The organism is Rhodococcus sp. G6(2025) (assembly GCF_058628105.1).
This window is the reverse complement of record NZ_CP179750.1, coordinates 1939213-1954298: the sequence shown is the minus strand read 5'-3', so window position 1 is coordinate 1954298 and position 15086 is coordinate 1939213. Positions and strand designations below refer to the sequence as shown.

The following is a 15086-nucleotide window of genomic DNA, read 5'->3' as shown; positions in this document are numbered from 1 at the left end:
CACCTGTGCCGCGAGAATCTAGAATCAGACCTATGGGTCCGGTGTGGCCTCTGATTCAGCGGCAAGTCGAGTTCGACGCGATCACCGCGTCGCTCACGACTCGGTCCGGGGGATGCGGTGTCGTCCTCACGGGCGATCCCGGCGTCGGCAAGACCACCCTCGCAAGGTTCGCCACCGAGTCGTTGCCACGTGACGTGAAATGGGTGGCGGGCACCGAATCGGCGCGAAGCATCCCGTTAGGTGTGTTCGCCCATCTGGTCGGGGCATCCACCTCCCGGGATCCGGTCGCCTTTCTGTCCGCGGCGCGGCAGGCGCTCCTCGACGACGGCCACAGTGGCGACGTGGTGATCGGAGTCGACGACGCGCACCTCCTCGATCAGCTCTCGGCGACATTCCTTCATCAGCTTGCCCTCGACAGGGCCGTGCACATCGTCGCCACCGTTCGCAACGGCGAGACCGTGCCCGACGCGATCACGTCGTTGTGGAAGGACGGTCACCTCCTGCGGCTCGAACTGGCGCCGTTCAGCCGGCAACAGAGCATCGAGTTGATCGAGTCCGTGCTGGACGGCCCCCTCGAGGGACTGAGCGCGGACATGATCTGGGAGGCGTCCGGCGGGAACGCGCTGTTCGTCCGGCATCTGGTGGAGGGCGCCCTCGAAGCGGGGACGCTGCGCCGTTCCGGTGGCGTCTGGCAGTTGCGGGGGCGTGCCGCCATCACGTCCGAACTCGCCTCCCTGCTGGAGCACCGGATCGATCAGATTCCTCACGACGTGTTGCAGGCGTTACAGCTTCTCACGTTCTGCGAGCCGCTCGATCTGGACATCCTCGGGCAGCTGGCGGGTGAGGACGCGGTGGAGGAGGCCGAGCGACGCGGCCTCGTCAGAATCGTCGAGGACGGACATCGGCTCGACGTCCGCTATACGCATCCACTGTTCGGTGAGGTGATTCGACGACGGGTGGGGCGCGCGGCGGGCCGACGGCTCCGGGGACAGCTCGTGGAGGCTCTGAGCAGCCGGGCCGTGGTCGGATCCTCCAATCGGATTCGCCTGGCAGAGTTGGCCCTCGACAGCGACCGATCGGTCGAACCCGACCTTTTGGTCAACGCCGCCGAGGATGCGATCGGTTTGGCGAATGTTCCTCTGGGGGAACGGCTCGCGCGCGCGGCACTCGACCAGACCGGCAGCTTCGAGGCGGCAGACCTCCTGGCCCGTGCTCTGCTGTGGCAGGGGCACGCCACGGAGGCCGAATCGTTGCTGCTGTCCTTTTCGCCCGACGGCCTGGACCAGGTGCAGCTGGTGCGCTGGGGTACGTCGCGGATCGCAAACCTGTTCTGGGCGAGCGGCGAGTCGGAGAAGGCCGACGAGGTCCTCGCGGTTCTCCGCGAGAAGGTCACACATCCCAGTCTCGTGCCGATCATCGAGGGCATCGGCTCGGTGTGCGCGGTGTTCGAGAATCGGCCCGAGGAAGCAGCAGCGGCGGCGAAGGCGATTCTGGCCGCCGACCGAGTACTGCCGTGGGCGATCGAGTGGGCGTACTTCGGTGGCGGGTTGTCCCTGGCACTCATGGGACGCGGCGGCCAAGTGCCGGAACTGGCGGCACGCAGCGCTGCGGTGGCCGATCAGATCGACGGGTTGCTGAGGTTCCCGGCCGCGCACGGCGAGATCCTCGCGTTGACCCTCACCGGACAGTTCGCTGCGGCTCAGCGCCGGGCCGAGGAGTATCTCTCGTTGGCGTCGAGCGGCCGCTACGTTGCGTGGGGGCTCGCGAACATCCTGGTGGGAACCGTGGAACTTGCCCGCGGTCGGTTCACCGACGCCGCGGGTCGACTCGAGCAGGCGATCGCCGCCCTCAACGTCGGCGATACTGCCGATGCGATCTCGTGGAGTTTTCCCGCCTACATCGTGCTCGGTCAGGCGTACGCGGAACTCGGCCGCATTCACGAAGCGGATGGGATCATCACCGCAGCCCAGGCTCGAAACGGCAGGCACGTGGCCGTGTTCGGGCCCCAACTCATGATGTCGCAGGCGTGGCTCGCCGCAGCGCGAGGTGAAACCTCGCGGGCGATCGATCTATCGCGGTCGGCGGCAGAGCGTGCTTGTAAATCAGGGCAATTCGGCATCGAGGCGGTCGCACTTCACCTTGCCACCCGGTTCGGCGACACGACGACCGCTACGCGGCTCGCAGAATTGGCCGACATCTGCGACGGCCAACTCGTGGACATCGTTGCCCGGCATGCGGCGGCAGTCGCGGCAGGAAACGGATGCGGTGTGGCATCGGCAGCAGCCGAGTTCGAGATGATCGGCGCCTTGCCGGATGCCGCTGACGCCTACGCTCGGGCGGCGATCGCGTTCACGAATGCCAGCGATAAGCGGCGTTCGATCGAGTGCGCTGCGGCGGCCGAAGCCCTCTCGGCCCGATGCGATCACATGTCGTCTCCCGCTCTGGTGGAAGCGGCCCATCCACTCCCCCTCACGAGCCGTGAACGGGAGGTGGGGTCGATGGTTGCGGCCGGCCTGTCGAGTCGGCAGATCGCCGAGCGGTTGTTCGTCTCGGTGCGGACCGTGGAGGGTCATATCTACCGTGCGTCCATGAAGCTCGATGTCACCGACCGTAAAGGATTTGCGCAGGCGATGGGGACGACGGTTCACGCCGACCGAACCACCGGCGTCGTCCGCACCTGGAGCGACGCTGAGGGCTGGGGCGTGATCGATTCCGACACAACCCCGGGTGGCGCGTGGACGCACCTCAGAAACATCGCCGGGTCGGGCGATCGTTCGCTCACACCGGGACAGCACGTGACATTCGAGCCCGAGATCTTGGTCGGCAGAACGCAGGACGGCTACCGCTACCGCGCACTGAACGTCCGGACGGTGGAGTAGAGCTTCTCACCGGATGTCTTCATCCCACGTATCGGAGAATGCAGCATCGCCCCTGGAGGATTACATTTGACGAACCCGACCGTTTTGGCAGATGTAGAGGTAGTCCCCGTGGGCGACGCTCGAGTCGTACACCCGCTGGACGGCCGCATCACGATGCCACCCGGGTTCGCTGACACGACTACTGCAGCGCGTCTCGCCGAATCGGCCGACGTCTGCGAAGGCATTGATGCTCGGCAGCGATTGCCTGTAGGCAAGCTGGGGGCGAACGGCGTTCGAGCGAGTGTGCTGCCGCGGCCAAACCCCTCTCAGCGCGATGCGATGCGATCAGATGTCCTCCCCCGCTCTGGTGGAGGCCGCCACCCCACTGTCCCTGACGAGTCGCGAACGTGAGGTGGGGTCGATGGTCGCGGCGGGGTTGTCGAACCGGCAGATCGCTGATCGGTTGTTCGTGTCGGTGCGGACGGTGCGGACGGTGAAGGGTCCAATCTTCCCTGCCTGCATGAAGCTCGATGTGGATGATCGCAATGTGCTTGCGGAGTCGATGGGACTACGGTTCGCTGAGGTCGTGCCCGGACTCCGCGCACGACGACATGCCGGCTCGGCAACAGGAATCGTCCTGTTGCAGAGTCGGCAATGTGTGTGATGCCTCGAGTCAGGACGCTCGGGGCCGACCCCGGTTGTGTGCCGGTATCGGCTTCCGTTCCCAGTCGACCTGCCTGGGCGGGATGAATGTGGGGTGCCGGTCGGCTCCCATTTCTATTTCCCACTCACTGTGGTGAAGCAATCGGTGGTGGAATCCGCAGAGCAGCACGAGGTTGCGCATGTCGGAGGGTCCTCCTTCGGACCAGTGGATGATGTGGTGACCTTCGCACCATGATGGCGGTGCACCGCATCCGGGGAACGCGCATCCCCGATCCCTCGCCACCAACGCTTTTCGCTGTCTCTTGGTGACGGTCCGAGTGGAAATACCGAGGTCGAGTGGCGCCCCATTGTCATCGAGCACTATCGGCGTGTAGATCGAGTCGCAGCTGAGGAGCCGGGCTGCTTTGATGCTTAGTGGCCCCATCCACTCGGTCCATGCGACTCCGTCGACGGCGAAGAGTGAGTCGTCCGGTGAGGCGGCGGCATCCTGCTCTGCTCGTGCACTGCAGTCGGTGTGGTCGGTTAGATCGCGAAGGCTGACGTGCAGGGAGACGTGTGGTCGTTCTCCGCCTTCTTCGCCGGCGATCCCGGAGTCGAGGTAACGGCGAAGGAGTTCGGTGAACCCGTCGGCCCGTCGCTGTCCGGGGGTGCGGCTGTCTTTGGTTCCGTCCTGCGCGGGCCGGGGCTTGGACAGTCCGGAGAGCGCCGAGAGCAGCATCTCGCCGGTGACGGCGTCCAGGTCGCCTTTGACGGCGACGCGTCCGTTGAGCGTTTTGGAGGCGTGGAATTCGTTGAGTTCGGTGTCTTCACTGGGCGGCCGGTCGTCGGATTCGAAGGCGCGTTCCAGTCTGGCGATGACGGCGCGCACTGCATCCGTGTTCGCGGTGGGACCGGTTGCGGCGAACAGCAAAGCATTTCGGCAATCATTCATCGCTTCGGGTGGCATGCCCTTGGGCGGCCGTTCGCAGAACTTCAGGATGAGCGCAGCATGCTCCGCCGAAATGTTCGTATCGAAGTACTCGTCCGCGATCTCCGGTTGGAGACGCAAACCTCGGCCCAACATCATGATTCGTCCCGCCGCACCCACCTCGAGCAATGTCTTGGAGGCCAGCCACATCTTGGCGTTCGGAAACCCCAGCACATCGACCTTGCACCGGTAGTCGACGGCCCCGACGAGCTTGACGCGCAAGGCTTCGAGTCTCTGAATCTCTTCCGAGATACGAACGACCGAGTCGAGCAGCTCCGCCTCGGCCAGACGCCACGCATCACCGACCGCAGTCGCCAGAATCTCGTCCGACAACGCCCCCTGGATATCCTCCCCGATCCCCATGTTCGAATCTTAGTGGCCGTCCTGACCCTTTGGTGGGCGATTAACGTTGCGGAAGAGGTGGGCACGCCCCTCCTCGTGTAAGTGTCGCCATCGCAATCAAGGCCTCTGGGCTGTGAAATCCGTAGGATCGCTTCGTCAGCGACCGCAGGTGGGTGTTGTTGGCCTCGACGCGGGCATTGGACAGGTCGTATTCGATTGCGTTGAGGATCTCGCGCCGATAGCGAGCGATGCTCTTAGCCAGGCCTACAAGTTCCGGGATCCCACTATCCTGGGCCATCTGCACCCACACTCGCAGTCGTACCGAGGCCCTCTTCTTCGATCCGGAATAGACATGTTGCAGTTGCTCTTTCAGGACATATCCTCGACACAGTTCGCTGTTTCTATCCTCGAGGATCTTTGCTCGGACTGATATCTGCGCGGGGGTGAGATTCTCGACGTTCTTCAACAATGCCCACCGCAGGTGCCGTCGATCCCGGTCGGTGAACCCCCACAACCGCGACAACACACGCGACCGCAGCCGGTCCAGAGCCCGCGTCATCCACTGAATCACATGAAACGGATCCATACACCGCTTCACCTGCGGCGCCCTACTGCGCACGGTCGAGGCGATCCACTTCGCAGCATCAGCACTGATATGCGTCAGACGAGCTGTGCGTTCTTCACCCAACTCGTCGAAGAATCGATTCAAGGTGCTCTCGTTGTGCCCTTCGGCCGCCCATACGAGTCGGCCTGTGTCATGATCGACCACCACGGTGAGGTATCGGTGACCTTTCCGGTAGGCGATTTCGTCGATCCCCAAGCGCCGCAGCCCTTGGAGCCGATCAGTACGTCCGACAGCGTCGCCGACGACGCGGGTGACGATCCTGGTCACAGATCGCCACGCCACTCGGGCGTACTCGCACACCGACGTAGCTGGACTGTGCGCGGCCAACCACGCCACGTTGTCGTCGAATGCCCTGGTCATGTTCGCAGCCGGCCGTGCCCACGGCACCATCTCGGTCACCACGCCGTGCTCGGGGCATCGAATTCTCGACACCGAAGCTTGTACGAAGCACCGCGTGCCGCCCATATCCAGATGACGCCACTGTCGAGGTCGATTCGGGCGATCGTATCCGGGACAGCGCTGTTCACAATGCGGACAGCGGGATCGCACCGAGGCGTGCGGCTCGAGGGTCACCAGGATCACCGGCCCTCGTTCGTCGTCCGTGAATTCGATACCGATTATCCGGGCCTTGTCGATTCCTAGCAGTTTCTGCAGTATTCTGGCAGCGCGCAACGCCTTCTCCCTTAGGTCTTGTCTTCGCAAACCAAAACCTATGCGAGGGAGGGCGTTGCGTCTATCAGGCTCGCGGAGATCACCCATCAAAAGGTCAGAAGAGCCATCTTAGTTCGAACAAACTTGGCCGTCCTGACCCTTTGGTGGGCGATTAACGTTGCGGAAGAGGTGGGCACGCCCCTCCTCGTGTAAGTGTCGCCATCGCAATCAAGGCCTCTGGGCTGTGAAATCCGTAGGATCGCTTCGTCAGCGACCGCAGGTGGGTGTTGTTGGCCTCGACGCGGGCATTGGACAGGTCGTATTCGATTGCGTTGAGGATCTCGCGCCGATAGCGAGCGATGCTCTTAGCCAGGCCTACAAGTTCCGGGATCCCACTATCCTGGGCCATCTGCACCCACACTCGCAGTCGTACCGAGGCCCTCTTCTTCGATCCGGAATAGACATGTTGCAGTTGCTCTTTCAGGACATATCCTCGACACAGTTCGCTGTTTCTATCCTCGAGGATCTTTGCTCGGACTGATATCTGCGCGGGGGTGAGATTCTCGACGTTCTTCAACAATGCCCACCGCAGGTGCCGTCGATCCCGGTCGGTGAACCCCCACAACCGCGACAACACACGCGACCGCAGCCGGTCCAGAGCCCGCGTCATCCACTGAATCACATGAAACGGATCCATACACCGCTTCACCTGCGGCGCCCTACTGCGCACGGTCGAGGCGATCCACTTCGCAGCATCAGCACTGATATGCGTCAGACGAGCTGTGCGTTCTTCACCCAACTCGTCGAAGAATCGATTCAAGGTGCTCTCGTTGTGCCCTTCGGCCGCCCATACGAGTCGGCCTGTGTCATGATCGACCACCACGGTGAGGTATCGGTGACCTTTCCGGTAGGCGATTTCGTCGATCCCCAAGCGCCGCAGCCCTTGGAGCCGATCAGTACGTCCGACAGCGTCGCCGACGACGCGGGTGACGATCCTGGTCACAGATCGCCACGCCACTCGGGCGTACTCGCACACCGACGTAGCTGGACTGTGCGCGGCCAACCACGCCACGTTGTCGTCGAATGCCCTGGTCATGTTCGCAGCCGGCCGTGCCCACGGCACCATCTCGGTCACCACGCCGTGCTCGGGGCATCGAATTCTCGACACCGAAGCTTGTACGAAGCACCGCGTGCCGCCCATATCCAGATGACGCCACTGTCGAGGTCGATTCGGGCGATCGTATCCGGGACAGCGCTGTTCACAATGCGGACAGCGGGATCGCACCGAGGCGTGCGGCTCGAGGGTCACCAGGATCACCGGCCCTCGTTCGTCGTCCGTGAATTCGATACCGATTATCCGGGCCTTGTCGATTCCTAGCAGTTTCTGCAGTATTCTGGCAGCGCGCAACGCCTTCTCCCTTAGGTCTTGTCTTCGCAAACCAAAACCTATGCGAGGGAGGGCGTTGCGTCTATCAGGCTCGCGGAGATCACCCATCAAAAGGTCAGAAGAGCCACAAACTTTCGAGTCAATGGCTAGTGCAAACTGGCTCTTTCGCACGCGAGCCGAGCAACAATGGCGGCATGACAACTACCGGCGTCGTCCGTAGCTGGAGCATCCAGGAGATGCACGGCATCATCGATTCCGACGAGACCCCGGGTGGATGCTGGACGTTGTTTCACAGGGTGGCGGTCAACGGCTTCCCCGCGCTTCGCGAGGGCCGGGAGGCGGAGTTCGAGTGGGACGCACTCGAAAGCCCCATGATTGGGTCCAAATTCTACACGATTCGTGCGTGGCCCAAGGGCAGCGAGCCATACGTCGCGACGCCCTCGACAGCCCACCTTGCCGACCGACCGAGACCCGCCGACCCAAGAGCCAGAACCGCACGGTCACGTGGCGACAAAAAGATTGCGCTTAAGCGTCCGGGGAGTCTCAGCGGCTTCGTCGGCACAGCTTCCGTCAACCAACGGCGCAACATAAGGTGGCCCCAAAAAAAAGGATCAGCGAACACTACCTGCCACCACTGAATATTGAACATCCCGACGGGCGAAAAGGATTCACTCCACCAAACCGGCGCCGATGGGCAAGACCCTCTTCCCCACCGGTTTGCGTATCAAAGACCGGACTACACTACGCTCCCCGAGCACTAGAACCGACATTTCGCCTATAGCGAAGGCGTTCTCACCCTAGACACGTCGAACAAGAGCCCATTGACCGACTTCACGACCACATTCTTGCTCTATTGACGTCCGGAGTAGCTGAAAGAGGAGGGGCATATGACTGCGGGGCAAGTCCGCTCCGCAAGGTACCATTTCTCGGCATCGATGCCACAGATGCAGCCGTGATCGCCACACCCATCCAAAAGAAGTCTGCCTGCTGCACCAGCAAAGCGATGGTAAGAATACCCTGGAACGTAGCCGCAGTCGCAACCGCCCAACCTCGGCGAACCGGCGATCTGTGCCGCAATGCAACCCAACATACCGGAACAGCAAGTGCAACAAGAAACACGAGCGGAACAAAGCCCGACCGTAAGAATACGAGCACATACTCGCTGTCGATGCTTTTGATGCCAGCCGTTGAACTGACATCGTAGAAGTTTCCGCCATTTCGCCCTATTAACGAAAAATATCGACTCTCGCCAATCAAGTCGAACAACATGAATCGATATCCAACGTTCACCGATTCGGCGTCGTCAGCCCCAACGCTGCCAAGCAGTTGCTGTAGAACTTCACCAAGCGGCGTCACGACGTAAATCACTGCCAGACACGCGATAGTTCCGACCAGAGTCCGAATCTTCGCACGTTGCAGGCCTAAGACAAAAAGGAGGAAGCCTCCAATTAGCATTAGAAGGGGACCCCTCGATGAGGTGGCCAACAAAGCAGCCCCTAACAAAACCTCCACACCAAGAACTGCCATTCGACGCCGACCGCCAGCGACAGCGTGCGGCAACATCAGCAGCATCACCGCGGCAAGGAACGTGCCGAAAACAAGTGAATGCCCAAAGCTTGCCGATGCCCGCACCTCACCGAACCGTGTGACATCCTTTGCCCAGATATCGGCTAGATACCCTGGCTCCCGCCATGAGTAGAAGGGGTTAACCCCAGTCAGGTGCTGTTGCAATCCAATTATGGCAAGAATCATCGCAACCGCGATAACTGCTATTGTCGCCAACTTCAACAATCGATCATTTACCATTAGCAGACGAAAGGCGACATATGGAAGAACTACCGTCAATAGAAGCTGCCAAGACAGAAGAAAAGGCATCTCATAATTAGCCCAGTAGGAAGCGATGGTGAATAAGATGTAGCCAATAAAAGCCAAGTCCACCGCATTGCACTTACTTCGGTAACCCTTGCCTATCGCTACCGGCACGAGTAGCAAACCGATAACCACAACAGGGGTGATCGCAACCTTCAGCACGCCAGGGGGCGAGACCCAATATATCGGGATGAATGCCATGCATGCCACGAGCATCACGATAATCCAGTCCAGGGCTACAAAAGCAATCGCCAGCAGCAATGCACCGTAGATCGGCAGTGCAAGCAACCGGGAATAACCGCCAGCGCTGACAACCCCATACCCCGCCACAAAGGCTGTACTCATTACCCCAGCCACGAACCACACGCCGCGCGTAGTCGGAGCACGAAGCCTTCCGATCAACGGCGAAGCACTACTATTCAACATACAAGCACCCAGTAAGGCATACTAACCACTATGGTTTCCTATTCGCTTCTCTTCACACCACGTATCCACGTGGTCGCGCAGACGAGCACACTTCCGATCAGACGCTTCGTGACGTTGACAAATTCGCAGCCCTACCAGTCCACCCGGGTCAACGCTCCCTACTCCATATTCTTGCAACATGGATGATCTCGCGCTGTGGCGAGCCGCACGCCGTCTCCACCGATGCAAAATGCGCAGAACCGCCTCCGCCTTTGCACTGGCACACCGCGTCTTGACGGGAGCGACGATTCCCGTTGAGTGCCATATCGGGAAGGGTAGCAAGGTCGCCTACGGAGGTGCAGGCCTTGTTCTCAACAGCCATGCCAGGGTTGGTTCGCGGTGCATCTTGTCGCCTGGTGTTTTACTTGGCAGCGGCGCCGGACGTTCATTAAAACCTGGAGCACCAATACTAGAGGATGATGTTCGCGTCTATCAGAACGCTGTGATCCTTGGTGGGGTTACGATCGGCGCCGGTGCGGTAATTAACGCCAATGCAGTGGTGCTCCAGGACGTGCCCCCCGGTGCTATTGTCAACGCTCCGCTTAGCCATATTCGCACACCCGCAACTGAAGGTGATCGAAAGACTTGCTAGCCAATCTTGTCACGTCGCGATTTGCCGATTTTCCTGGGATCGGCCCCCGTGGCGAAATCCCAGTATTGAATTGCATATAATTGCCATCCCGCGAAATTCACCCATTCCGTTTCCCTCCAGATCAAATGGCGATCGGAACACCAAATCCTTCTGCGTGCAATCATCGAACAAGGTAGCGCTCCTTGAATACTAGAGTGATAAACTTCGAATTTCCGATTAAGTAACGGAGAAACATCCGGCGCGGCTCTTGGGCTAAGCGGTATAACCATTCGAGCCCATTCTCCTGCATCCAGCCAGGTGCGCGTCGCGTGACGCCAGCAACGACATCAAAAGCGCCACCCACTCCAACCGCCAAATTAACACCAAGACGTTCTTTGTACGCATGTAGGAACAACTCTTTTTTTGGGCTAGGGATAGCAAGAAATAGCAAGTGCGGCCGAAGGGCTGCGACTTCCGCGGCAACATCTTCTTCCTCACTGCTCGACCAAAACCCATTCCGAAAACCAACCACATTGACACCCGCTTCGCTCGCCGCGGTCGCAACCTTTTTCACCACTTCGCTCGTGGCACCTAGCAAAAAGACACGATAATTCTCAGCAGCGGCAAGTTTCCAGAGCTCCATCATGAGGTCAATTCCGGCAACACGCTCCGGAACTTGTTGCCCGAGTGCTCTGGCCGCCCAAACGACGGACTGCCCGTCTGCATTCACAAGGCTGCAACCCGCGATCACCTCAGTCAGTTGACGGTCTTCGAGTGCGGCTACCACCTTCGCAGCATTCAAGACTACGTGTTGGTGCTGGCCCCCACTCTGGATCAATTCATCACACGCCGCCACCGACTGGGCCATCGTCAGCGCATCTAGCGGAAGACCAAAAATATGTGTTCTCACGTTCACTTCGAAATCCTCTCAAGGGCAGAAACCTCGGCGAGAGCACGATGTACATGCGCAGACTCCCACCGCATGTACGGCAAGTGCCGTCCACGTACCGAGAAACTTCCATCACTCCGGCGCAGACTGCCCAGAGCTTTTAGGCTTGCACCTAATAGCTCGGCAGCTCGATCTCGACGAAGGGATAAACGTGCCAGAATTGACAAGCTGGTCGCAATATTGTGCACGTCCACAGGTCCGTCATCCCGCCCCAAGTAGTAGCGCGGACCTTCTGCGGAAAACGCTGTATCCATCCATGCGTTAATTCCTCGGTCAAGGTGGGGCGTGATCTCGGGATACGACGGCTCCAAATTCAGTAGCGCTTGCAGGATGTATGCAGTGTGGAATGAATCGACCCACGTAGTCGACCGTTCCTCACCGTACGGCCACGTGCCGTCCGCGCGCTGCGCTCGTAACGTTGTCTGCACGGCAGTCCGAACGAGTCGATTGTGGGGCGCGAGATACTCAAGCGTCGATGCCCCTAAGAGATTCGAGTTGTGGATTATCACATCACTTTCAGGTACGTATGCGATAAAAGAACTTCTCTGCAACTCTTCTTCAATGAAGTTGACTACTGGCGCGCAGATAGTCTTGCCATCAGCACCCTTAGAGATGCCATCGACAACAAAAGCCGTCGCGATGATATTTGAGCGGCCAGCCCGGTAACCGCCCCACCGCAATTCAACGTCGAACTCGTAGCCCCAAGCACCGTCCCCGTTGCGCGCGCCGAGAAGGTCGTTGAGAATGGCCGCACGCCGTTCCTCTGCGTTGGGAAGCCACGGCGCCAACGACAGCGAGCCGACGACCAGTCCCAGCGTCTTTGCCATGCGCAAGGGGCCAATATTCAATAGACCACGCATGTCCACGGGACTTCGCTTCACACTTTGAATTGCGATTCGGCGAAGTAGAGGCGATGAAATTGTCCGCAGGATCGGTGACGCGAGCGCGTCATACGGGTCAGGCCCGGCATAGCTTAGCTCTTCGATATGTCCGTCGAGCTTCGATAACCACTCCCTCACCAACGTAGCGTCGGCCGCTGCCAAAACATCAGACATAAGATCCTTCCGATCTCTTGTGTACGGATGAGAGGGGGCCCACAAGCTGACTCCAAGCCCATTCACGCTCCGCGATCATTCGGCAGGCCGCCGCGGTTCCCTCTCTGTCTGCCAGGATGGACTCAGCGAACACACGTAACGAGTCGCCATCAGAATCGAGCGAGATACCGACCTTTTGATGAACCAACTTGTCTGCCCAACCGCCGACGTGGGGCGAGCACGCGACGGGAACACCCGCCGCCAGATATTCGGCAATCTTTGTAGGACTCGCAACGAGATTGGTCGGATCCTCTACCCGCGGAACGATTCCCAGATCAGCAGCGGCCATAAGGCTTGGTACCTCATCAAAAGACGCCGATTGAACGTCCACACCCAGCCCTTGGTGCCGAAATGCCTCCACAACCTCCGTGTGTCGTGTTGGGGTCACCACCTGAAATTCGATATCCGAGATGACGCTAGCCAGCGATCGGCAGCAAGATGCGATCAGATCAGGTGGCTGATAGGCCTGAAGGCCGCCAACATAGATTACCTTTAGCGCGCCACCACGAGCGTGACGCGGATGGGGCAGGCCCTCGAAGCGAACCAAGTCGACGCCGCATGGCACTTCGGCAATTGGAATCCGAGAGGTACGCGGCGTCTGCGATCTCAACCAATCCGTCATTCCTGGAGACACAGCGACTAGTGCGTCAGCTCGGAAAAACGCACGTTCCGTGTCTTGTGTCGCCCACGTCACTCGCTCTGTTGCGTTCCCAGTACCCCCAAAAGCGAGCGCGGCCTCAGCGACTACATGACCATGCACGTCCACCACGACGTGCACCGCTTCAGGAAGCGTAGCTGCGAGACTTCCGGCACGAATGCCTTGAGCATGCATCACAGCAATTCCGCGTTGCCGTGCGGCGCGGGCCACCCGGCACTGAAGGTACCGAGTCTGTAGAGCTCTTAGTCGCGAGAAGCCCCGATCTGGCGGTTGTAGGATGTCAAACACGGGCCGGCCCTGCGTTGCACTCTTTTTGCGCTCCTTTTGCAACCACACGCTCGCAGGCACAACCCGGAGAAATCCGACCCTAGTGCCGTGCGCCTCCAGAGCGGCAACTTCCCCTAGAACCCGAGCAGCGTATGCATCACCACCCCACATTGAGTAGGTCGTAAGCATCCAAACATCAATCTCTGATTGACTCCGCACGAGCAACCACCTCCCCTTTGAACGGATGTTTGCTCCCCCAGTGGTTCCGCAGTCCGAGAAATATCGTGAGCGAAAACCCCACCAAGGAAATCCAGTAAACGGACCAAACCGACCCAGCCGAAACGAAGTAAAGCACCACGAACACCGCCGCAGCTACTACCAGCCCCGGCCACAGATATCGGATCAACATCCGCGACACGACTGCCCAATTTGCTGTGAACTGCCGCAATACCAGAATAAAATGAAGCAACATGTAAGACGCATAAGCAATGACAGACCCCCACGCGATCTGCTCTAGACCTGGCCCTAGGGTATCGATTAACACGAGATCGGCAACAATATTTAAGGCAACGATGGCGAGAATGATTGGGACATTCCACACATGCCGCCGCAGCGCTATAAGGGTTGCATTCGGGCCCAGATTAACTCCAAGAAAATATATCGATACTAAGTATATGAGGGTAGCCGAGCCAGCGGCAGATTCATACTTCCCCAGAACAGTTTGGAGAATCGTCCACACACCTGTCCAACCGACTGCGATCAATGCAGGAAAGGCGATACGAAGAACTTCAGTGGGTCGCCAGCAGAAAACGGCTAGTGCGTCCAAGTTCCGATGGGCGGAAAAATTCGCAAGTAGCCGTGGGGCGACGATGGTGCTGACGGTCATCGGAACAAAGTAGAGCATCGTGCCGAAGTTAGTGACAAGGCTATATGCACCGAGAGATTCCCCACCCAGTTTCCAGGCTGTCACGATCTGGTCAACATACACCAGGCTGTATTGTGCGAATGCCAGTAGTACTAACGGCCATCCAAATCGGATGAGCTTCAGCATATCGCGCCAAGGCAACCGTTTTCCTATGCCAACTCTAACCCCACTTCTCAGACCAATGGTCAGCGTCCCCAGGGAAGCAAGCAATTGGCAGACCATTATTCCGGGTAGACCCGCGATCAGTCCTCCAATGGCAGCTCCGATCAAGTTCAAAATGGTACCGAACGTGACCAGGCGGGCGAGAGTCCCGAACTGCCGGGTGGCGCGGAAATAGGACTGTTGCCCAAAAACCACACCTTGGACCGGGAAAAGTAGGACCGCAATGTATAGAGCGAACGACAGGTCTCGATCGTCTGGCGGAGAAAGTACCAAGAACACGAGAACACCGATTGATGCGACAGACGTACCGACCAGCTTCGACCCGAATCCCGCTCGCCGCGCCGCTTCCGTCCGCGTCCGATCGCCCTCATGCGCCAGCTCGGGGATTCGCTGCTCCATAGCAGCGGTGCCACCGAGATCTGCAAACTGCGCGAAGGACGTCAGCAGACTGACAGCAGCTACGACTCCCAGTTCAGCCGGCGAGAGCAAGACAGCAAGAACGAGGCCCCGCAAAAACATGAGGAAAGCGCCGAGATATCCCGAGGTTCCTTGACTCAGAAAATCTCGGGCGACCTGAGGTAATTGGCCCCAAATCCGATTCGACAAATTATAACGGAATGTGCGTCGTGTCAC

Annotated in this window: 11 protein-coding genes; 3 read left to right on the top strand and 8 right to left on the bottom strand. The window is 59.5% G+C overall.

Going from position 1 to position 15086, the window contains the following annotated elements:
* Positions 1–32 precede the first annotated feature (32 nt).
* On the top strand, positions 33–2879 hold the full coding sequence (locus ACLIVD_RS08920) for a LuxR C-terminal-related transcriptional regulator (RefSeq protein ID WP_491932309.1): 2847 nt from the start codon (positions 33–35) through the stop codon (positions 2877–2879).
* Between the two features lie 400 nt (positions 2880–3279).
* Positions 3280–3522, top strand: coding sequence for a helix-turn-helix domain-containing protein (locus ACLIVD_RS08915; protein ID WP_491932308.1), 243 nt, complete (start codon positions 3280–3282; stop codon positions 3520–3522).
* A 9-nt stretch (positions 3523–3531) separates the two neighbouring features.
* Here ACLIVD_RS08915 and ACLIVD_RS08910 read toward each other — a convergent pair whose 3' ends face one another.
* The 4 genes from ACLIVD_RS08910 to ACLIVD_RS08895 all read right to left on the bottom strand — a co-directional run bounded on the left by ACLIVD_RS08910 (position 3532) and on the right by ACLIVD_RS08895 (position 9707).
* Positions 3532–4851, bottom strand: a complete 1320-nt coding sequence (locus ACLIVD_RS08910; protein ID WP_491932307.1) for an HNH endonuclease signature motif containing protein — start codon at positions 4849–4851, stop codon at positions 3532–3534.
* A gap of 40 nt (positions 4852–4891) precedes the next feature.
* The gene (locus ACLIVD_RS08905; protein ID WP_491930712.1) at positions 4892–6127 is read right to left on the bottom strand and encodes an ISL3 family transposase; all 1236 of its coding nucleotides are present in this window, start codon (positions 6125–6127) and stop codon (positions 4892–4894) included.
* A 151-nt stretch (positions 6128–6278) separates the two neighbouring features.
* Positions 6279–7514 carry an ISL3 family transposase gene (locus ACLIVD_RS08900; protein WP_491930712.1) on the bottom strand — a complete coding sequence of 412 codons (1236 nt, stop codon included), beginning with the start codon at positions 7512–7514 and terminating at the stop codon, positions 6279–6281.
* 810 nt (positions 7515–8324) lie between these two features.
* Positions 8325–9707, bottom strand: a complete 1383-nt coding sequence (locus ACLIVD_RS08895; RefSeq protein ID WP_491932306.1) for a hypothetical protein — start codon at positions 9705–9707, stop codon at positions 8325–8327.
* A 259-nt stretch (positions 9708–9966) separates the two neighbouring features.
* On the opposite strand from ACLIVD_RS08895, the gene ACLIVD_RS08890 reads away from it, so the two are divergent.
* On the top strand, positions 9967–10419 hold the full coding sequence (locus ACLIVD_RS08890) for an LbetaH domain-containing protein (protein WP_491932305.1): 453 nt from the start codon (positions 9967–9969) through the stop codon (positions 10417–10419).
* A 160-nt stretch (positions 10420–10579) separates the two neighbouring features.
* Here the strand turns inward: ACLIVD_RS08890 and ACLIVD_RS08885 are convergent, their stop codons facing one another.
* The 4 genes from ACLIVD_RS08885 to ACLIVD_RS08870 are packed head-to-tail and all read right to left on the bottom strand — an operon-like array spanning position 10580 to position 15086.
* On the bottom strand, positions 10580–11314 hold the full coding sequence (locus ACLIVD_RS08885; RefSeq protein ID WP_491932304.1) for a WecB/TagA/CpsF family glycosyltransferase: 735 nt from the start codon (positions 11312–11314) through the stop codon (positions 10580–10582).
* Positions 11311–12402 (bottom strand): prenyltransferase/squalene oxidase repeat-containing protein, encoded by a 1092-nt coding sequence (locus tag ACLIVD_RS08880; protein WP_491932303.1) that lies wholly within the window; start codon positions 12400–12402, stop codon positions 11311–11313. Before ACLIVD_RS08880 ends, ACLIVD_RS08885 begins: the two co-directional genes overlap by 4 nt.
* The gene (locus tag ACLIVD_RS08875) at positions 12395–13537 is read right to left on the bottom strand and encodes a glycosyltransferase (RefSeq protein WP_491932866.1); all 1143 of its coding nucleotides are present in this window, start codon (positions 13535–13537) and stop codon (positions 12395–12397) included. The genes ACLIVD_RS08880 and ACLIVD_RS08875 overlap by 8 nt, the downstream gene beginning before the upstream one ends.
* 25 nt (positions 13538–13562) lie before the next feature.
* Positions 13563–15086 carry an oligosaccharide flippase family protein gene (locus ACLIVD_RS08870; RefSeq protein ID WP_491932302.1) on the bottom strand — a complete coding sequence of 508 codons (1524 nt, stop codon included), beginning with the start codon at positions 15084–15086 and terminating at the stop codon, positions 13563–13565.